Below are 19,233 nucleotides of genomic sequence, written 5' to 3' on the forward strand. Positions count from 1 at the left end.
GGTGCGCTGCAGTTCGGGCGTCTCGGCTTCAGGATCCAACGAGCGATCGCTCCTCGAGGCCGCCGGCGAGCACGTGGGCGTGCGCGTGGAACACGGTCTGCCCCGCGCTCGCGCCGTTGTTGAAGATGAGGCGGTACTCGCCGTTCGCGTACTGCTCCGCGAGCCGCTTCGCGACCGCGACCAGCTCGGCGAGAAGCTCGGGATCGCCCGCAGCGAGCTCGGTCACGTTCGCGTACTCGGCGGTCTTGGGGATCACGACGAGGTGCACCGCGGCCTGGGGCGCGATGTCGCGGAACGCGAGGATCCGTTCGGTCTCCGCGACGATATCGGCGGGGATCTCGCCGGCCACGATCTTGCCGAACACGGTCTCTGCTGCCATGCGCACCAGTCTACCGGGTGCGGCTACCAGCGTCCCAGCGCCGCGTTCAGCACCGCGAGTGCGGCCGGCCCGGCCGACGAGGTGCGCAGCACCGTCTCGCCGAGCGCGAGGGTCCGGGCGCCCGCGGCCTCGAGCGCGTCGAGCTCCCCGTCGGCGAAGCCGCCCTCCGGGCCGACCACGACGACGAGTTCGCGCGCGATCCCCGCCCTCTCGCTCATCGCCCACTCGGTGAGCCGCCGCCCGGCGCGGGGGTGCAGCGCGAGCGCCTCGACGCCCTCCCGCGCGGCCAGCGCGCACAGCCCGGCGAGGTCGAGCGGCTCGCGGATGTCGGGGATCCGGGCTCTGAGCGACTGCTTCGAGGCCTCGCGCGCGATCCGCCCCCACTTCGCGACGCCCCTCGCGGCCTTCTCGCCGCCGTCCCACCGGGACACGGAGCGCGCGGCCGACCAGGGCGCGACCGCGTCGACGCCGAACTCGGTGGCCTGCTCCACGGCCCGCTCGTCGCGGTCGCCCTTCGCGAGGGCCTGCGCGAGCACAAGGCGCCGCGCGGGCTCGGGATCGCGCCGAACCGCGTCGATCCGCACCGAGAAGCTGTCCCTCTCAGCCGAGTTGACGACGCCCTCGCCGACCGCGCCGCGCCCGTCGCCCACCGCGATCCGCTCGCCCGCGCGCAGGCGGCTCACGCGGACCGCGTGACGCGCCTCCTCCCCCGTCACCGCGACGAGCCCGCCGACGACGATGGCGCCGTCCGGGAGGTCCTCGCGGTAGTAGAGACCCGCCACCGCCTCAGCCCTGGCGGAAGAATCGGTCGCGGAGCTTGCCGAAGAGGCCCTGTTGGAACTCGCCGAGGTGCGGCGAGTCGTCGCCGCGCAGCGAGGCGAGCTGGCGCACCAGATCCCTCTCCCGGCCCGAGAGCTTGGTGGGCGTGACCACCTGCACCGCGATCTTCAGGTCGCCGCGGGTGGTGCTGCGGAGCCCCTGGATGCCGCGGCCCCGCACGGTGAGCACGTCGCCGGACTGCGTGCCCGCCTCCACCGAGACGGTCACCTCTCCGTCGAGCGCCGCGAGCTTCGCCTCGGTGCCGAGGATCGCGTCGGTCATCGAGAGCTGCATGGTGCAGAGCAGGTCGTTGCCGTCGCGGCTGAAGACGTCGTGGTGCATCACGCGGAACTCGATGAAGAGGTCGCCGTTGGGCCCGCCGCCCGGGCCCACCTCGCCGCCGCCCCGCATCTGCAGGCGCGTGCCGGTGTCGATGCCGGACGGCACGTCGATCGGGATCGTACGCCGCTCGCGCACCCTCCCCTTGCCGCCGCACTCCACGCAGGGGTGCTCGATGACCGTGCCGTACCCCTGGCAGCTGCCGCACGGGTGCATGGTGACGACGTTGCCGAACAGCGAGCGCACCTGCCGCTGCACCTGGCCCTGGCCGCCGCACACATCGCACGTGACCGGGTGGGTGCCCGGCTGGCAGCAGCTCCCCTGGCACGTGCCGCAGAGCACGGCCGTGTTGACGGCGACCTCGCGGTGCGCCCCGAAGATGACCTCCTCGAGCGACACGTCCACGCGGATCATCGCGTCGTCGCCCCGCTCCGAGCGCGAGCGCGGGCCGCGCTGGCCGGCTCCGCCGAAGCCGCCGCCGAAGAAGGTCTCGAAGATGTCGCCGAAGCCGCCCATGCCGGCCTGCCCGCCGCCCAGGTCGTAGCGCTGGCGCTGCTCGGGATCGCTCAGCACGTCGTACGCGTGCGTCACGTCCTTGAAGCGCTCCGCCGCGTCCTCGCTGGGATTCACGTCGGGGTGCAGCTCGCGCGCGAGCCGCCGATAGGCCCTCTTGATCTCTTCGGCCGTCGCCTCGCGCGGCACGCCGAGGGTCTCGTAGTGGTCGGCCACTGTGTCAGCTCCTCAAAACGGGGTGTAGTCGGAATGATTGGTTCGGGGCCGGATCAGGCCTGCCGGTCCTCGCCCAGCAGGCGGTTGAGGTAGCGCGCCACGGCGCGGACGGCGGCGATGTTGCCCGCGTAGTCCATGCGCAGCGGGCCGAGCACCCCGAGCTTCGAGACGGGGGTGCCCTCGTCCTCGTAGTTGGACGCGATCACCGAGGTCTCGGCGAGGCCGTACACCTCGTTCTCGCGGCCGATCGAGGCGGCGACGTCGCGCCCGTCCTGCACGAGCTCGTCGAAGAGGCGCAGCAGGGTCACCTGCTCCTCGATCGCCTCCAGCACCAGCGGCAGGGCGCCGCCGAACTCGCCCGGGCGCGAGATGTTCGCGGCCCCCGCGACCGCGATGCGGTCGCTGCGGTTGGCCTGGAGCTGGCGGCGCACCACCTCGAGCACGCTGCCCACCACGTCGGCCTCGTCGGCCCGCACGACGGTGCGCATGCGCTCCTCGAGATCGGCGACGGCGGCCACCGCGGTCTCGACGTCGGCGCCGACGGCCGCGTCCGCGATCCGCTCGCGCAGGCCGTGCACCCAGGCCTCGGTGACCCGCGACGCCGGCAGCCAGGCCACCTGCTGCTCGACAACGCCGCTGCCGAGGATCAGCACGCACAGCACCCGATCCTCCCCGACCGCGACGAGGTCGATGTGCCGCACCACGGTGCGCCGCAGCGAGGGGTACTGGGCCACGGCCACCTGGTTGGTGAGCTGGGCGAGCAGCCTCACGGTCCGCGCCATGACGTCGTCGAGGCCGGCGGACTCGCCGAGGAAGCGCTCGATCGCCGACCGCTGGGCGCTCGTGAGCGGGCGGATCTTCGCCAGGGTGTCGACGTAGAGACGGTACCCCTTGTCGGTCGGCACGCGCCCCGACGAGGTGTGCGGCTGGGCGATCAGCTCGTCCTCCTCGAGCAGGGCCATATCGTTGCGGATCGTGGCCGCCGAGACGCCGAAGCTGTGCCGGTCGACGATGGCCTTCGACCCCACGGGCTCGTTGGAGGAGACGTAGTCGCTCACGATCGCGTGCAGAACCGCCAGGCTGCGCTCGGATACCATCGTCCCTCCTCTGCTGGCACTCGATCCTTCCGAGTGCCAAGTCTACCGCAGGCTCAGGAGCGCGCCGTCAGCCGAGCAGCCGGTGCACCACCGTGTCGGCGAGCAGCCGCCCGCGCAGCGTGGGCACGACCCGCGCGGCGCGGCCGGGCGCGGCGATCGCGGCCCGGCCGTCGATGAGGCCGTCGGCGATGAGCGGCGGGATCGCCCGGCGCTCCACGGGCGTCAGCACGTCGGCGGGCAGGCCGTCGGCGATCCTCGTCTCGAGCAGGACCCGCTCCTCCCGCCGGGCCTCGTCGCTCAGCAGCTCCCGCGCGTGCGCCGGGGAGACGGCCGCCGCGATGCGCTGCGCGTAGGCCCCGGGGTGCTTCACGTTCCACCAGCGCACGCCGCCGACGTGGCTGTGCGCCCCCGGGCCGGCGGCCCACCAGTCCTCCCCCGTCCAGTACGAGAGATTGTGGCGCGAGCGCGTCCCGCGGCCGCGCGACCAGTTGCTGATCTCGTACCACTCGAACCCCGCCGCGGCGAGGCGCGCGTCGGCCAGCTCGTACATCTCCGCGTGCAGGTCCTCGTCGGGCTCCGGCACCTCGCCGCGGCGGATGCGCGCCGCCAGCTTCGTGCCCCGCTCGACGATCAGCGCGTACGCCGAGACGTGGTCGGGATCCGTCGCGAGGGCGGCGTCGATGGATCGCTCCCAGTCGGCGAGGCTCTCCCCCGGCGTGCCGTAGATCAGGTCGACGCTCACCTGCAGGCCGGCCTCGCGCGCCCAGCGGGTCACGAGCGGGACCCGCTCGGGCGTGTGCGTGCGGTCGAGCGTGCGCAGCACGTGCGGCACGGCGGACTGCATGCCGAAGCTGACGCGCGTGAAGCCCGCCTCGGCGAGTCGCCGCAGGTACGCCGCGTCGACGGAGTCGGGGTTCGCCTCCGTCGTGACCTCGGCCCCCGGGGCCAGCCCCCACTCGCCGCGGATCCGGCCCAGCATCGCCGCCAGGTCGTCGGCGGGCAGCAGCGTCGGCGTGCCGCCGCCGAAGAACACGGTCGAGACCGGGCGATCCGGCACCCCGGCGCGCCGCAGCACGTCGGCCCCGAAGCTCAGCTCCCGCTGCACCTGGCCCGCGTAGTCGTCGCGGCGGGTGCCGCCGAGCTCGCTCGCCGTGTAGGTGTTGAAGTCGCAGTAACCGCAGCGCACCCGGCAGTACGGCACGTGCACGTACACGCCGAAGCGGCGATCCCGCGCCCCGGCCGCGGCGCTCGCCGGCAGCGCGCCGTCGGCAGGGGCCGGATCGCCGTCGGGAAGAGCGCTCGGCATCGCGGGTCAGGCCGCGGGCTGCGCGCCGGGGGCGAGCGCGGCGAGCTGCTCCGTCGCGGCGTCGATGGCGGTGCGGATCGCCGAGCGCCCCTTCACGCCGAGCAGTCCGCTCTTCGGCGCGAAGAGGAAGCCGCGCGCGATCGCCCACACGGTGTCGTCGTCGCGGTGCTCGACCACGAAGAGCTGCTCGCCCACGGCGCCGTTCTCGTCGCTCGTGCCCCAGGCGAACCCCACGCGGCGATCCTCGTCGACGGTGTAGACGACCAGGACGCCGCGGGGCTCCCGCCCCTCTGCGCGCAGCGTCGCGGTCGTGCCCGCGACGAGGTACGGTTCGCCGTCGGGCCCGAAGTGCTCCTCGACCGACTCGGCGGCCTCCGGCGTGCCGTCGTCGCCGAAGCTGGGCCCGGCGTACAGGGCGCCCGGCCCGCGCACGACCTCCTCGACGCTCACGCCGCCGCCGCGCTGCGCGCCCCACGTCATCAGCAGGTTCGAGGCCAGCAGGAAACGCTCCTGACCGCTGCCGAGGCGCAGCTCCTCCTCGTACGGCGTGCTCCCCTCGGGCGGGAAGCGCATGAGATCGGGCAGCTTCGACGCCCCCACCGCCGCGTACGCGACGGGCATCTCGACGTGGCTCGAGCGCTTGGGCTGCTCCCGCTTGCTCATTTCTTCGCCTCCTTGCCCTCGACGTCGCCGGAGAGGGCGGCGATGAACGCCTCCTGCGGCACCTCGACCCGGCCGACCATCTTCATGCGCTTCTTGCCCTCCTTCTGCTTCTCGAGCAGCTTGCGCTTGCGGCTGATGTCGCCGCCGTAGCATTTGGCGAGCACGTCCTTGCGGATCGCCCGGATGGTCTCACGGGCGATGACGCGCGCACCGATCGCCGCCTGGATCGGCACCTCGAACTGCTGCCGCGGGATCAGCTTGCGCAGCCGCTCGGCCATCATGGTGCCGTAGTGGTAGGCGTTGTCGCGGTGCACGATCGCGCTGAACGCGTCGACCTTGTCGCCCTGCAGCAGGATGTCGACCTTGACCAGGTCGGCCTCCTGCTCGCCCATCGGCTCGTAGTCGAGGCTCGCGTAGCCCTGGGTGCGGCTCTTGAGGTGGTCGAAGAAGTCGAACACGATCTCGCCGAGCGGCATGCTGTAGCGCAGCTCGACGCGCTCGCCGAGGTACTCCATTCCCAGGAGGCTGCCGCGTCGGCTCTGGCAGAGCTCCATGATGGCGCCCACGTAGTCCTTGGGGGCGAGGATCGCGGTCTTCACGACGGGCTCGCGCACGCTCGCGATCTTGCCGTCGGGGTACTCGGAGGGGTTGGTGACGGTGATCTCCCTGCCGTCGTCCGCGGTGACCCGGTAGATCACGCTCGGCGCGGTCGCGATGAGGTCGAGGTCGAACTCGCGGCGCAGGCGCTCGGAGACGATCTCGAGGTGCAGCAGGCCGAGGAAGCCGCAGCGGAAGCCGAACCCCAGCGCCACCGAGGTCTCGGGCTCGTACTGCAGCGCGGCGTCCGAGAGCTTGAGCTTGTCGAGCGCCTCGCGCAGGATCGGGTAGTCGCTGCCGTCGAGCGGGTAAAGGCCGGAGAACACCATGGGCTTGGGGTCGGTGTAGCCGGGCAGCGCCTCGGTCGCGGGGCGCTGCTTGCCGGTGACGGTGTCGCCCACCTTCGACTGGCGCACGTCCTTCACCCCCGTGATGAGGTAGCCCACCTCGCCCACGGCGAGACCCTTCGCGGCCACCGGCTCGGGCGACGACACGCCGATCTCGAGCGCCTCGTGCTCGGCGCCCGTCGACATCATCTGGATCCTCTCGCGCGGGCTCAGCCTGCCGTCGACCATGCGCACGTAGGTGACGACGCCGCGGTAGGGGTCGTAGACGGAGTCGAAGATCATGGCCCGCGCCGGAGCGTCGGCCCGCCCGACGGGTGCCGGGATCCGCTCGACCACGCGGTCCAGCAGCTCCTCGACGCCCGCGCCCGTCTTGCCCGAGACCTTCAGGATGTCGTCGGGGTCGCCTCCGATGAGGTCCGCGATCTCGCCGGCCACCCGCTCGGGGTCGGCGGCGGGCAGGTCGATCTTGTTGAGCACGGGGATGATCTCGAGGTCGTTCTCCATCGCCAGGTAGAGGTTGGCGAGCGTCTGCGCCTCGATGCCCTGCGCGGCGTCGACGAGCAGGATCGCTCCCTCGCACGCCGCGAGGGAGCGCGAGACCTCGTAGCTGAAGTCGACGTGCCCCGGGGTGTCGATCATGTTGAGGGCGTACTCGCCGCCCTCGGCCCGCCAGTGCATGCGCACGGCCTGCGACTTGATCGTGATGCCGCGCTCGCGCTCGATGTCCATGCGGTCGAGGTACTGCGCGCGCATCTCGCGCTCGGGCACCGTCCCGGTGACCTGCAGCATGCGGTCGGCGAGCGTCGACTTGCCGTGATCGATGTGCGCGATGATGCAGAAGTTGCGGATCTGCGCGGGCTCGGTCAACGCCGGCACGGGTGGGTTCACACTGCGAGGAGACATTGCCGTCAAGTATTCCACAGCGCGCCTGCGCTCACGCGCGAAGCCGCCCGCCCCCACGCGGTTCTGCGAGGATGGCTGCATGGCCCAGGTCTCAGCCCTCTACCGCTATCCCGTGAAGGGGTTCACACCCGAGCGCCCCGAACGGCTCGTGGTGCAGGCCGACGGCCGCATCGCCGGGGACCGGGTGCTCGCCTTCCGCTTCGCCGACGCGGCGGTCCCGGAGCGGCGCGACGGGCTCGACTACTGGCCGAAGGCGAGGGGGCTCGCCCTGCAGGACTTCCCGGCGCTCGCCGCCCTGCGGCTCGAGTACGACGAGACGGCGCTGCGAGTGCGCGTCTCGGAGGCTGCGGAGGCGGGCTCCTCGGGCGGAACGCTCGTGGAGGCGGGGCTCGACCCCGAGGGCCGGGAGCGGATCGTGCGCGCGGTCACCGACTTCGTGCTCGGCACGCGGGAGGGGTCGCGTCTGCGGCGCCCGGGCCGCCTGCCGCTCGTCCTCGTCGGCGACGGCGTGCGCTCCCGCTTCCAGGATCGGCCGCGGGGCTTCGTGTCGGTGCACGGCAGCGCGAGCGTGGACGCGCTGGGCGCAGCGCTCGGGTTCCCGGTCGACGACCGCCGGTTCCGCTCGAACGTCGTCATCGACGGCGTCGAGGCGTGGGCGGAGCTCGGCTGGACGGGGCGGGTGCGGATCGGCGACCTCGTGTTCCTCGCGGAGGGCCCGATCGTGCGCTGCCTCGCGACCCACGCGAACCCCGACACGGGGGTGCGCGACGCGCGCGTGCTCACGACGCTCACGCAGCGCATCGGCCAGTCGGAGCCGACGCTCGGACGGCTGCTGCTCCCGGAGGGGTCGGCGGCGCACCGCCTCCCAGGCTCGGGAGGCGAGCCGCTCGGGACCATCCGGATCGGCGACGAGGTCGAGCCGCTGTGAGCCGGACGGCTCGGCGACCGTGCGCACTGTGCCGCGGCACGAGAATCTGCTAGGATCGATTCTTGGCTTGCGTGTGGATCACATCCGCACATGCCGCGAGGCGCCCTCTCTCGCCGAGCGGAACAACCCGTCAACCTCTACCTTTTCTAAGGACACAACTCAACGTGGCAAACATCAAGTCGCAGATCAAGCGCATCAAGACCAACCGCAAGGCGACCGAGCGCAACAGGGCGTACAAGAGCGAGCTGCGCACCGTCGTGCGCGCGACCCGCGAGGCCATCGCCTCGGGCGACAGGGCCGCCGCCGAGGCCAAGCTGGCCGCCGCCGGCAAGAAGCTCGACAAGGCCGTCTCCAAGGGCGTCATCCACAAGAACCAGGCGGCGAACCGCAAGTCGAAGCTCGCCGTGCAGGTCGCGGCGCTCTGAGCCCGCCCCCGCAGACCGAAGAAGCCCCGCCTCGGCGGGGCTTCTCGCGTTCTAGCGCCCCTTCCGCGCGACGAAGAGCAGGTACTTCTCGAGGGCGTACTCGGGATCCCTGCTGCCGCCCTTCAAGAGCCACTCGGTCTCGGCGGCGAGATCGATGCACCTCGCCAGATCCTCCTCGCGCCAGCCCCGAACCTCGCGCAGCGCGCGATCGACCTGCCACGGCGCCATCCCCAGCTCCCTCGCCAGCTGCCCGCTCGACCCGCGCGCGCCGTACACCCGCGCCATCGCGCGCAGCTTCATGTTGAGCGCCGCGAGCATCGGGATCGGATCGGTGCCCGTCGAGAGCGCCTGGCGCAGCAGCACGAGCGCATCGGCCGCCCGGCCCGCCGTCGCGGCGTCGGCGACCTTGAAGGCGCTCGTCTCGACACGGCCCTCCGTCGCGCGGTTCACCTCCTCCTCCGTGAGGCGCGAGCCCGCGTCCGACACCAGCTGCTCGCAGGCTCCGGCGAGCTCGCCGATGCCGCCCGAGTAGGCCGCGACGATCATGCGCAGCCCGCCGGGGGTGATCTGCGCCCCCAGACGCCGGAACTCGGCCTGGGCGAAGGCCAGCCGATCCTGGTCCCTCTTCACCTCGGGGCAGACGACCTCGATGCCGCTGCCCGCCCCGCCCCGCACGAGGTCGAGCAGCGCCTTGCCGCGCTGTCCGCCGCCGTGCCGCAGCACGAGGGTCGTGTCGTCGGCCGGCCCGGCGACGTAGCGCTTCGCGTCCTCGAGGAACGCGTCGGAGCACTTCTCGACGCCCTCGACTCGGATGAGGCGAGGCTCGGCGAAGAGCGACGGGCTCGCGATGGTGAACAGCTCGCCGGCGGTGTAGCTCGCGGCGTCGACGTCGTGCACCTCGAGGTCGCTGTGCTCGCCCTTCAGCGCATCGCGGATCGCCTGGCTCGCGCGGTCGGCAAGGAAGCCCTCCGGCCCGCTCACGAGCACCACCGGCGCCGGGCGGGCCTCGCTCCAGTCGAGCTGCGGGATCCTGCTCTTCGCTCCTCGTGCTGCTGCCACCCCTCAACCCTACTGGGAGCCGGGGACGGGCCCGGCCGCCCGCTCCACCCAGATGCGCAGCGACCCCGGCGCCCCGGCGATCGCGATGGAGCCGTGGCGGTCGGTGCGCAGCGGTCGGGATCCGGCCGCGACGTAGGCGTCGAGCGCCTCGGCCGTGGGGTGCCCGTAGCCGTTGCCGACGCCGACCGATACGAGCGCGACCTCGGCCCCGACCGCCTCGGCCAGGGCGGGATCCTGATCCCGGCTGCCGTGGTGCGCGACCTTCGCGACCGACGCGCGCACCGCGGTACCGGCGGCGCGCAGAGCGCGCTGCTCCTCCTCCCCCGTGTCCCCGAGCATCAGCACGGGCAGCTCCCCGGCCCGCACGAGCAGCACCACGCTCGCGGCGTTCGTGTCGGCCGGTGTGCGGTCCGGGGCGGGCGCGAGCGCCTCCCAGCTCAGCCCGCCCTCGGCACCCGTCATTCCGGCCGTGACCGCGCGGTACGGGATCCCGGCGGCGTCGAGCTGGGCGAGCACGGGCCGGTCCGCGCCGTCCTCGCTGTTGTCGGGTGCGACGAGGGCCGCCTCGGCCGCGTCGGCGGCCGCGCCGAGCGCGCCCGCGTGGTCGCGGTCGTCGTGGGTGAGCACGAGCAGCGCGATGCTGCGCACGCCGAAGCGGTCGAGGCAGGCCCGCAGCAGTTCGGCGTCGTCGCCCGTGTCGACCAGCGCGACCCGTTCGGGGCGCGCGGGGTCGCGCAGCAGGATCGCGTCGCCCTGCCCGACGTCGCAGGCGACCACGCTCCAGTCGCGCGGCGCATCGGCCCCGCTCACGAGCGGAGCCACGACGGTCGGCCCGGCGAACGCGCCGGCCGCCGCGCAGAGCAGCACGGCGGCGATCGCGCGGCCCCGCGCGGAGAGCGGGCGGCGGCCCCGCCACGGCAGGCGCCCGGATCCGCGATCCTCGCGCAGCCGGATCCGGCGCGACGCGATCCACCACGACACCAGCGCCGCGGCCTGCACCGCCGCGAGCAGCAGCGCGCCCGGCCACCCCTCCGGCCAGGGCCACCGCGCGAGCGGCAGCTGCGCCGAGACCTCGGCGGTCGCGGCGACCCACCGCGCCGGCAGGCCGGCGAGCACCGTCGCGGCGCCGCCGAGCGCCTCGGACGCGGGCAGGAGCAGCAGCGCCATCAGCCCGAGGCCGGTGCCGAGCGGCGCGGCCGGCGCGGCGAGCACGTTCGCGAGGATCCCGACCGCCGGGATGCCGGGCTGCAGCAGGACGAGGAGCGGCCCGCATGCGAGCTGCGCCGCAAGCGCGACGGCCACGGGCAGCACCAGCCAGCGCGGAAGCGGGAGCAGGCGCGATAGGCCGCGCTCGATCCCGGGCACGAGGAGCAGGATCCCAGCGGTCGCGGCCACCGAGAGCGCGAAGCCGGGCTGCAGCGCCTGCCAGGGGTCGAGCAGCAGCAGCGCGATCACGGCGGCGCCGAGCGCGGGAAGCGCGACCGCCCGTTTCCCGCCGAAGCCCGAGACCAGCACGACGGCGGCCATCAGGGCCGCCCGCTGCACGCTCGCGTCCGGACCCACGACGAACACGAAGGCGCCGAGCGCCGCGCCGGCCAGCACTATTCGCAGTCGCCGCCCGACGCCGAGCACCGCCGAGAAGCGCACAATCGCCCCCGTGACGAGCGCGCAGTTCGCCCCGGAGACCGCGACCAGGTGAAGGAGGGAGCTCTGCTGCATGCGCCGCTCGAGCGACTCGTCGACGAGCGCCGTATCTCCCACGGCGAATCCGGGCACGAGCTCGGCGCCAGGAACCGCGGCAGCGGCCTCGCGCAGCTGCGCGCGCAGCGAGGCCGCGACCCGGCCGGCCCCGGCGACCCAGCCGGCGGCTCCACCCCCGTCCGGCGCCGCCTCCGCGCGCTCCACCCGCACGCCGTACGCGGCCGCCGATCCCGCCTCCAGTTCGACCGGTCCACCGCGCACCTGCAACCGCGTGCCCGGCGCCCACGACTCCGCACTCACCGAGTCGGTCTCCTCGCCGCTCAGCCAGAGCACCACCGGCACCTCGCCGCCCGGCGTGCGCACGCCGGCCTCCGCCCAGGCCCGCGGGTCCCCGCTCGAGGCCCGTACCTGCGGGAACCCGCGCAGCACCACGTCCAGCTCGAGGGAGCGCTGCTGCTCGGCCGCCCGGGCCAGACCGGGATCCGACCGCACCCGCTCGGCCCCCTCGATGCTCGCTCCCAGGAGAAGCAGCACCGCACACGCGATGGCCCCGTGGCGCAGCCCCAGACGCGCGGCCCTCCGGAGCGCGGTCTCCCGAGGCGCCCAGGCGAGCACCAGCAGAAGGGCTCCGCTCGCGCCCGCCGCCACGGCGAGCACCCGACCGCTGCCGGGGTGCAGGATCGCAACGGCGGCACAGCCCCACGCGAGCAGCGCGGGCCCGAACAGCCGCCACGTCCCGGGCGGGGGCGAGCGGTTCCGCGCCTCCCGCTCGAGGGACCCGGTCCGAGCCGATGCATCCATCAGACCGTCACCAGCTCCCGGAAGCCGTCGAGGGTCTTCGCCCCGATGCCCGAGACCTCGAGCAGCTGCTCGACCGAGGTGAACCCGCCGTTCGCCTCGCGCCAGTCGATGATGCGCTGGGCGAGCGCGGGCCCGACCCGCGGCAGCGTCTCGAGCGCCGCCGCGTCCGCGGCGTTGAGGTTCAGCGGGCCGGAGCCGGTGCCCGCCTCCGACGGCGCGGTCGAACCGCTGCTCCCCGCGGCTCCGGCTGCGGCGCCTCCGCCCGAGGCCGCCTGCTCCGCGTTCGGCACGAGGATCTGCTCGCCGTCGGCGACCGTACGCGCCAGGTTGACACCCGAGAGCACCGCGGCCTCGCCGACCCCTCCCGCGGCCTCGATCGCATCGGCCACCCTGGATTCCGCCGGGAGCTCGACCACTCCCGGGCTCTTCACCTCGCCGACGACGTGGACGAGTACCGGCGCGGCCGAGCCGGACGCTGTCGGCTGAGCGCGCTCGGACGACGCGTCAGGGTCCTGCCCTCCGCCCGCGGTCTCCCCCCGAGGCGCCGCCTCGCCGACCGAGCGGGTGATCTCCTCGGCGGCCTCGGCGGCCGGGCGCAGCTGCAGCGCGGTGAGCACGATCGCGATCACCACGGCGATGAGGAAGGCGACCGTTCCCGCCGCCGCGGGGACCGCGACCGCGCGCCCGATCCTCCGGCCCAGCGGCGCGTCCGGCCGCCGCTCGAGCGCGGGCGGGAGACCCGGCGAGCCGAACGCGTCGAGCCCGTCCGTCGGGGTGGCCGCCGCGGCCCGCTCCCGCCAGTCCTGCCGCTCCAGCACGGCCTCGGGCGTCAACGCGTCGGCTGAGCCCGCTTCGGCGCGGCGCCGAGCGTGCCGACCGGTTCCGGGCGCACCTGCGAGGCCTGTCTGCGCGGGGCTGTTCTCGGGATGCATGCGGCCACGCTAGGCCGCCCACGCTCGACTCCGCCCCCCGCCGGCGCCTCGATGTGGAAAGGTTCCCCGCAACGCGGCAAAATAAGCGCGTTGTGGGCGACGGAGAGCACTCGCGTCGACGTCCCGCGCAGGCCTGCGCCCCGACGCCGGCGCCCTAAGCGGCTATCAGCACCCCAGCTTCACGATACCGGCCGGGGCGGAGTTGAGCCGCGAACCGGCGCCGACCGAACACCGATGCCAGGAGCTTCCAACGTGAGAATCATGTTGCCGTCGTCCCAGGAGATCTCGTTCGGTGCGACCTGGGTTCCTCCGGGGTAGTCGGCAAGGGCGGTGACGGTCTGTCAGCATGGGTTATCTCCAGAGGGTGTACGAGGTGACATCTCCCGGAGCGATATGGAACTCCGGGAATCCATCGATACTGATGGTTTCCGAGGCGAGGATCCGCCAAGAGGTGGTGTCGATGACGATCTGATCATGCGACTCCTGAGATTGCAGCGTGCCGGGCTCGAGGTCCAGGAGCAGCTCGCTGCGCGGCGTCACTCAACGTCCATGTCTGCATAAGGGTGACGAGAGCGAACGCGTAGTCCCCCGCCCGGTAATCGTTGGGCTCCTCTGAGCCGCTCTGCGCCAGATACGCCTTGAGATATGCGCGCATGGATTCCGCGTCCTCCGGTGGCTCTGCCGGAAACGCAGAGAGCAGCGACCCGGGCTCAGCCGGCATCTCCTCAAGCAGGGTTCCCGGAGCCGGAGCGTCCTTCGGGAGTGGCGAAATGGGTTTCGAACGGGCGTCCATCGGGGCACCGGCGTAGATGCGCGTCACTCCCGAACCGTCAGGAAGTACCAGCCTTCGAGAGAGTATCCGGGCTGAGAACGCTGACCGGACGGAGGGTTCGAAGCACGCAGTTCGTTCAACAGCACCTCTATCGTCGCCGTGGTCGTCCGGACGGGCAGAGGACGCGGAACAACCGCGAGCGCAACCGCCGCGACCAAGGCCAGCGAGTATGCGGACTGCGCGAGGGACGATGCTCAGCGGGAGAATCGGCTGGCCGCCTCTCTCCCGCGTTGAGCTCCCGCAGCGATCGCGCGCCCGACGCCGGCAACTCACGCTCCTGGTAGGAAGTCGCCTGACGTAGACGCTGTGTCAGATCATCCATGTCTCAGTCCTCCGAGGCCTTCGCCGCGTCCAGCGCCGCCGGCTCAGTTTCCTCTGCGAGCAACTTCCGGAGCGCACGCCTGGCCCGGGACAGCCGAGCCCAGAAAGCGGGCGTCGAGCACTCCATGACAACCGCGGCTTCAGAAGCCCGCAGGCCGTCCCAGTAGCTCAGCTGCAGAGCCAGCGCGTCCGCAGGATTCAGATGAGTCATCGCGAGTCTCAGTTCCACGTGCTCGTAGTCCCCATCCCATGCGCCCAGCTCGGCGAGTTCCTCCGTCAGGACGCGCAGGATCCGAGCCCGCTCGGTGGATCTACGCTGGTACTCGTTGCCGATCAGGTTTCTCGCGGTAGCGACGAGCCAGGGCATCGCGACCCGTAGACCGTCCCGATGCTTCGCCCACGCTCGGGCAAACACTTCGGCACTCAGATCCTCGGCGAGTTCTCGGTCGTCCACCCGCTGATATACGTAGCGGAGAATCACCCGATAGTGGCGCCGAAAGAGAGTGTCGAAGTCGTCCGCCGCTTGTCCCAAGCCGTCTCCTTCGAGTTCAGCGAATCGGACGCCGACGCGTCCTCACATCAATAAGTTTGTCCTCCAAGATAATCTTGACAGAAGAATTCCGGCCGCATCTACGCGCCATAGCTCGTGGGGTTGAGCGCATACTGGGCTAGGCAGTGCTCGTAGGCGAGTTCGTGGGGCGTCAGGGCTCCCATGCCTCGATCTGCTTGTGAACGTAGGAGATCCTGACGACCCGCTCTGGCAATAGCGAGGCATCAATCCGCTCGCTCCTGGTTCGGTGTCACCAGGAGGTGCAGATCAGGATTCGAGCAGTCCCTCGTCGTACCGACGGATACCCATCTCGAAGAGGTCGCCGCCGAAGAGCAGCTGAGCGAAGATGAGCCCCGCGAGGCTCGCGATGACCAGAGCCGCGGCACCGAACGCCAGGCCCCTGCCGCCCCACCCTCGCCAGCCGTTGTACAGCAGCAGACCGAGGCCGATCGCGTGAGCGATGACCAATGGAACCAAGCCGAAGGTTGCAGCAAAACCCTCCATGGTGGTGCCAGCAACAAGCGCTTTCCCTTGCTCCGATTCCTCCTCGTACAGCGTCAGTCCGTACCAGGCCCAGGCGATCGGCATGACGATCAGGCCGACGCCCGCCAACATCCAGAAGGCGATACGCGCACTTCCGCTCAGCTCATAGTCGTTTCGAATGGTGGCCATCCCCTTTGTCCGCTCCGACCTGCTGGTTCCCGTGGAAGGGTAAGTATGCGCGGTGAACGCGATGGTACCTGATCTGACTCTACTCAACGGAACGTCTCGTGCCACTTGGTCGAGCCCCAGGGGCGCCGCTCACCATTGAGCAGCAGTCAGGCCTACCGCCCGACATCTGAGGAGTTTGGCGGGCCGGGGGTTCCTGACCCGCAATGAGCCGTTTCCCAGCTGTTCACTTCTAGCCGATGATCACACATCTTCCTCGGGCCGGACCCTTGTCAGGATCCGTGTGCTCGTCAAACTCCATCCACAACGGCCACCCGGAAGGAGAACTCAATGAGGAGCAAGGGTGTTGTCGCTCCGATCGCAGCGGTCGTTCTGGCCGCTGGAGCGTTCATAGCGAGCTCGGTGTCGGCCGCAACCTCAGGGCGACCCCATGTGGGTCGGTGAGGAGCCGGTGTTCCTGACCTCGCGTGAAGCCGTGTCGAGATGGAACGGGCAGCTCGGTGCGAGAAGCTCGAGACCTGGCTCGGCGACCCGAGCCTCTCGGCAAAGCAGGTGGGGGCGGACGCTGAGAAGGACGGCATCTCGGTCGCCGCACCCTCGCAGGCCTCTTCGAGTTACACGTACGTGGTACGGAACGGTCATCTGGAACCAGTACTGAGCATCTCGGAAGAGCCTCGAACCGCCCCCTGGAGGATCGCATGATTACTGACAAGCAACGAGCCGGTTCCGCTCTCGCGTCGCTCGCCCTCGCACTGGCGCTGAGCGCCTGCGCCGGAGAAAGCCAGCAGCAGGCGGAGCCTGACAACACGCTCTCCCTGAGCGGCACCTGCGATGGAATCGGCGTGCTGCAGGGCCACTTCGGGGACGAGATGATGGCGTACATGGCCGGAGAGCGGACCCTCGCCGAGCTTCGGGAGGCCGAGGCTGCGCTCTCCGAGCGCTGGGGCGCCCTGGCCGCCGAGAGCGCCCCCGAGCTGAAGGAGGCGCTGAGCGTGGTGGCGGAGGAGTCGAAGGCCGGGGACTTCGAGAACAACCGTGCGGCAGGCCAAGCGCTCGGAACGGCAGTGGAAGCCTGCGAAGCCGCCGGCTACCCCATACAGGTGAAGGCCACACGCGGGGGCTGAGACGTCAGCGCATAACTCCCCCGCCTGGCCTCAGCGCGTGACGACGCTCACGATCTTCGGCACGCGCACCACCACGTTGACCACCTCGCGGTCCCCGATCGAGCGCTGCACGGCCGCCGACGCCCGCGCCGCGGCCTCGGCCTCCGCCTCCGTCACCGAGGCCGGCAGCGTGAGGCGATCCCGCACCTTGCCGTCGACCTGCACGACCATCGTCACCTCGTCCTCGACGAGGAGCGAGGGATCCGCCGCCGGCCACTCGGCCAGCGCCACCGTTGGCTCGTGCCCCAGCTTCGCCCACATGTCCTCCGCCGCGTATGGCGCGAAGAGCGACAGGATCACCGCGATCGCCTCGGCCGACTCGCGCACCGCGGGATCCGCGGCGCCGCAGCCCGAGTCGATCGCCTTGCGGGTCACGTTGACCTGGTCCATGAGACGGGCCACGACCACGTTGAACTTGTAGGCCTCGATGAGCCCCGGGGCGTCCGCGAGCAGCTGGTGGGTGTGCTTGCGCAGGGCCGCGTCGCCGCCGGAGAGGTCGGCCCCCGCCGGCGCGCCGGCGAGCTCCACGTCGTCGGCCACGCGCCAGGCGCGCCCGAGGAACTTCGCCGAGCCCTGCACCGACACGTCGGCCCAGTCGATGTCGTCCTCGGGGGGCCCTGCGAACGCGAGGGTCACGCGCAGCGCGTCGGCGCCGTGCTCCTTCAACTCCGAGGCGAACTCGACCAGGTTGCCCTTCGACTTCGACATCTTCGCGCCGTCCTGCAGCACCATGCCCTGGTTGAGCAGCGCCGAGAAGGGCTCCTCGAAGTCGAGGTAGCCGAGGTCGTGCAGCACCTTCGTGATGAAGCGCGAGTAGAGCAGGTGCAGGATGGCGTGCTCGACGCCGCCCGCGTACTGGTCGATGGGGCCCCACCGCTTGGCCAGCTCGGGATCGAAGGCCTGCGTGTCGTCGTTCGCCGACAGGAAGCGCAGATAGTACCAGGAGCTGTCGACGAAGGTGTCCATGGTGTCGGGATCGCGCGTCCAGGTCTCGCCGGTGCCGGGGTCGATCACGGTCGCCCACTCGGTCGCCGCGCCGAGCGGCGAGGCGCCCTTGGGCTTCAGGTCGAGGCCCTCGGAGGGGGGCAGCTCGACCGGCAGCGCCGAGGGGTCGACGGGCTTCATCTCCCCCTCGTGCTCGCCGGTGCCGTGCAGGATCGGGATCGGCGTGCCCCAGTAGCGCTGACGCGAGATCAGCCAGTCGCGCAGCCGGTAGGTGGTGGCCGCGCGGCCGGTGCCGCGCGCCTCCAGCACCTCGATGGCCCTCCGGATCGCGTCCTCCTTGGCGAGCCCGTCGAGCTCGCCCGAGTTGACGAGCACGCCGTCGCCCGCGGTCGCCACGCCGCTCAGAGCCGGATCCGGCAGCGGCTCGCCCTCGGCGTCGCGCGCGTCGACGACCACCCGCACCGGCAGCTCGAACCTGAGCGCGAAGTCGAGGTCGCGCTGGTCGTGGGCGGGCACGGCCATGATGGCCCCGTGCCCGTAGTCGGCCAGCACGTAGTCGGATGCCCAGACGGGGATGCGCTCGCCGTTCACCGGGTTCACCGCGAAGTGGTCGAGGAAGACCCCGGTCTTCTCGCGGTCGGCGTTCTGCCGCTCGATCTCGGTCTGCTTCTGGGTCTGCTCGAGATATGCCTGAAACTGCATGCGCACCTCGGCGGAGGCGCCGGCGGCCAGCTCGGCGGCCAGGTCGGAGTCGGGGGCGACCACCATGAAGGTGGCGCCGTGCAGCGTGTCGGGTCGGGTCGTGAAGACCGGCACCCGCTCCTCCCGGCCCTCGATCTCGAACTCGACCTCCGCGCCGCGCGAGCGCCCGATCCAGTTGCGCTGCATGTTCAGCACCTTGGCGGGCCACCGCCCCTCGAGCGCGTCGAGGTCGTCGAGCAGGCGATCCGCGTAGTCGGTGATGCGGAAGTACCACTGCGTGAGCTTCTTCTTCACCACCACGGCGCCCGAGCGCTCGGAGGTGCCGTCCGGCAGCACCTGCTCGTTCGCGAGCACGGTCTGATCCACCGGGTCCCAGTTGACCCAGCTCGCCTTGCGGTACGCGAGGCCCTTCTCGTACATCTTGAGGAACAGCCACTGGTTCCAGCGGTAGTACTCGGGGTCGCTCGTGTGCAGCACCCGGCTCCAGTCGAACGAGGGCGCGTAGACGCGGAAGCTGGCCTTCTGCTGCTCGATGTTGGCGTAGGTCCACTCGCGGGGGTCGACCCCGCGAACGATCGCGGCGTTCTCGGCGGGCAGGCCGAAGGAGTCCCAGCCGATGGGGTGCAGCACCTCGTAGCCGCGGCCGCGCCAGTAGCGGGCGAGCACGTCGCCGAAGCAGAACGCCTCCGCGTGGCCCATGTGCAGATCGCCGGAGGGGTACGGGAACATGTCGAGCACGTACTTGCGGGGCCGGCCGGAGGTTGCACCGGCACCGTCCGCGTCACCGACCTCGAACGGCTTCAGCCGGTCCCAGACGGGAAGCCACCGATCCTGGACCGCCCTGAAATCGTAGCCCTCGATCTCGCGCGCCTGCTGCTCGCTCACACACACCTCGATATCGTTCGTGAGTTCGGGATCGCGCCCGATGCCGCGGGCGCGCACATCCCTCAAGACTACCCCGTCTGCCTCGGCGCGAGGCACCGCCCGCCCCGCGCCGAGCGCCGCGATCAGCGGCGCCGCCTTGAG

17 protein-coding genes are annotated in these 19,233 nt (G+C 71.7%); 3 read left to right on the forward strand and 14 right to left on the reverse strand.

Going from position 1 to position 19,233, the window contains the following annotated elements:
- Positions 1-28: 28 nt before the first annotated feature.
- The 7 genes from D1J51_RS03945 to lepA form a co-directional block, all read right to left on the reverse strand.
- Complete coding sequence (locus tag D1J51_RS03945; RefSeq protein WP_119073892.1) at positions 29-379, reverse strand: histidine triad nucleotide-binding protein; 351 nt, start codon at positions 377-379, stop codon at positions 29-31.
- Positions 380-402: 23 nt separating this feature from the next.
- Positions 403-1,161 (reverse strand): 16S rRNA (uracil(1498)-N(3))-methyltransferase, encoded by a 759-nt coding sequence (locus tag D1J51_RS03950; RefSeq protein ID WP_119073893.1) that lies wholly within the window; start codon positions 1,159-1,161, stop codon positions 403-405.
- 4 nt (positions 1,162-1,165) lie between these two features.
- Positions 1,166-2,266: a molecular chaperone DnaJ gene (gene dnaJ / locus D1J51_RS03955; protein ID WP_119073894.1), complete on the reverse strand. Its 1,101-nt coding sequence runs from the start codon at positions 2,264-2,266 to the stop codon at positions 1,166-1,168.
- A 53-nt stretch (positions 2,267-2,319) separates the two neighbouring features.
- Positions 2,320-3,363, reverse strand: coding sequence for a heat-inducible transcriptional repressor HrcA (hrcA, locus tag D1J51_RS03960; protein WP_119073895.1), 1,044 nt, complete (start codon positions 3,361-3,363; stop codon positions 2,320-2,322).
- Between the two features lie 67 nt (positions 3,364-3,430).
- A complete protein-coding gene (gene hemW / locus D1J51_RS03965; protein WP_119073896.1) occupies positions 3,431-4,669 on the reverse strand; it encodes a radical SAM family heme chaperone HemW in 1,239 nt (412 codons plus the stop codon).
- A gap of 6 nt (positions 4,670-4,675) precedes the next feature.
- On the reverse strand, positions 4,676-5,332 hold the full coding sequence (locus D1J51_RS03970; RefSeq protein WP_240422883.1) for a DUF1990 family protein: 657 nt from the start codon (positions 5,330-5,332) through the stop codon (positions 4,676-4,678).
- Positions 5,329-7,179, reverse strand: coding sequence for a translation elongation factor 4 (gene lepA, locus D1J51_RS03975; protein WP_119073897.1), 1,851 nt, complete (start codon positions 7,177-7,179; stop codon positions 5,329-5,331). The genes D1J51_RS03970 and lepA overlap by 4 nt, the downstream gene beginning before the upstream one ends.
- Positions 7,180-7,258: 79 nt before the next feature.
- On the opposite strand from lepA, the gene D1J51_RS03980 reads away from it, so the two are divergent.
- A complete protein-coding gene (locus tag D1J51_RS03980) occupies positions 7,259-8,107 on the forward strand; it encodes an MOSC domain-containing protein (RefSeq protein WP_119073898.1) in 849 nt (282 codons plus the stop codon).
- 164 nt (positions 8,108-8,271) lie between these two features.
- Positions 8,272-8,532: a 30S ribosomal protein S20 gene (gene rpsT / locus D1J51_RS03985; RefSeq protein WP_119073899.1), complete on the forward strand. Its 261-nt coding sequence runs from the start codon at positions 8,272-8,274 to the stop codon at positions 8,530-8,532.
- A 51-nt stretch (positions 8,533-8,583) separates the two neighbouring features.
- Here rpsT and holA read toward each other — a convergent pair whose 3' ends face one another.
- The 6 genes from holA to D1J51_RS04015 all read right to left on the reverse strand — a co-directional run bounded on the left by holA (position 8,584) and on the right by D1J51_RS04015 (position 15,400).
- A complete protein-coding gene (gene holA, locus D1J51_RS03990; protein WP_119073900.1) occupies positions 8,584-9,591 on the reverse strand; it encodes a DNA polymerase III subunit delta in 1,008 nt (335 codons plus the stop codon).
- A gap of 9 nt (positions 9,592-9,600) precedes the next feature.
- Positions 9,601-12,093 (reverse strand): ComEC/Rec2 family competence protein, encoded by a 2,493-nt coding sequence (locus tag D1J51_RS03995; RefSeq protein WP_205547698.1) that lies wholly within the window; start codon positions 12,091-12,093, stop codon positions 9,601-9,603.
- Positions 12,093-13,025, reverse strand: a complete 933-nt coding sequence (locus D1J51_RS04000) for a ComEA family DNA-binding protein (RefSeq protein WP_119073901.1) — start codon at positions 13,023-13,025, stop codon at positions 12,093-12,095. Before D1J51_RS04000 ends, D1J51_RS03995 begins: the two co-directional genes overlap by 1 nt.
- A 351-nt stretch (positions 13,026-13,376) precedes the next feature.
- Entirely contained in the window at positions 13,377-13,565 is a 189-nt protein-coding gene (locus D1J51_RS04005; protein WP_119073902.1) for a hypothetical protein, read from the reverse strand.
- A gap of 617 nt (positions 13,566-14,182) precedes the next feature.
- Positions 14,183-14,710 carry an RNA polymerase sigma factor gene (locus D1J51_RS04010; RefSeq protein WP_119073903.1) on the reverse strand — a complete coding sequence of 176 codons (528 nt, stop codon included), beginning with the start codon at positions 14,708-14,710 and terminating at the stop codon, positions 14,183-14,185.
- A 285-nt stretch (positions 14,711-14,995) separates the two neighbouring features.
- Positions 14,996-15,400 (reverse strand): hypothetical protein, encoded by a 405-nt coding sequence (locus tag D1J51_RS04015; protein WP_119073904.1) that lies wholly within the window; start codon positions 15,398-15,400, stop codon positions 14,996-14,998.
- Positions 15,401-16,095: 695 nt separating this feature from the next.
- Here D1J51_RS04015 and D1J51_RS04020 point away from each other — a divergent pair.
- A complete protein-coding gene (locus D1J51_RS04020) occupies positions 16,096-16,521 on the forward strand; it encodes a hypothetical protein (RefSeq protein ID WP_119073905.1) in 426 nt (141 codons plus the stop codon).
- 30 nt (positions 16,522-16,551) lie between these two features.
- Here D1J51_RS04020 and leuS read toward each other — a convergent pair whose 3' ends face one another.
- Positions 16,552-19,092, reverse strand: coding sequence for a leucine--tRNA ligase (gene leuS, locus D1J51_RS18150; RefSeq protein ID WP_205547721.1), 2,541 nt, complete (start codon positions 19,090-19,092; stop codon positions 16,552-16,554).
- Positions 19,093-19,233 lie beyond the last annotated feature (141 nt).

This window comes from Leucobacter sp. wl10 (assembly GCF_003569785.1).
Classification (GTDB): Bacteria; Actinomycetota; Actinomycetes; order Actinomycetales; family Microbacteriaceae; genus Leucobacter.

What these genes read in the sequence shown, in the direction of transcription:
- D1J51_RS03945 (WP_119073892.1), bottom strand. Translation starts at nt 379, where the DNA reads ATGGCAGCAGAGACCGTGTTCGGCAAGATCGTGGCCGGCGAGATCCCC.
- hrcA (WP_119073895.1), bottom strand. Translation starts at nt 3,363, where the DNA reads ATGGTATCCGAGCGCAGCCTGGCGGTTCTGCACGCGATCGTGAGCGAC.
- hemW (WP_119073896.1), bottom strand. Translation starts at nt 4,669, where the DNA reads ATGCCGAGCGCTCTTCCCGACGGCGATCCGGCCCCTGCCGACGGCGCG.
- D1J51_RS03970 (WP_240422883.1), bottom strand. Translation starts at nt 5,332, where the DNA reads ATGAGCAAGCGGGAGCAGCCCAAGCGCTCGAGCCACGTCGAGATGCCC.
- lepA (WP_119073897.1), bottom strand. Translation starts at nt 7,179, where the DNA reads ATGTCTCCTCGCAGTGTGAACCCACCCGTGCCGGCGTTGACCGAGCCC.
- D1J51_RS03980 (WP_119073898.1), top strand. Translation starts at nt 7,259, where the DNA reads ATGGCCCAGGTCTCAGCCCTCTACCGCTATCCCGTGAAGGGGTTCACA.
- D1J51_RS03995 (WP_205547698.1), bottom strand. Translation starts at nt 12,093, where the DNA reads ATGGATGCATCGGCTCGGACCGGGTCCCTCGAGCGGGAGGCGCGGAAC.
- D1J51_RS04000 (WP_119073901.1), bottom strand. Translation starts at nt 13,025, where the DNA reads ATGCATCCCGAGAACAGCCCCGCGCAGACAGGCCTCGCAGGTGCGCCC.
- D1J51_RS04015 (WP_119073904.1), bottom strand. Translation starts at nt 15,400, where the DNA reads ATGGCCACCATTCGAAACGACTATGAGCTGAGCGGAAGTGCGCGTATC.
- D1J51_RS04020 (WP_119073905.1), top strand. Translation starts at nt 16,096, where the DNA reads ATGATTACTGACAAGCAACGAGCCGGTTCCGCTCTCGCGTCGCTCGCC.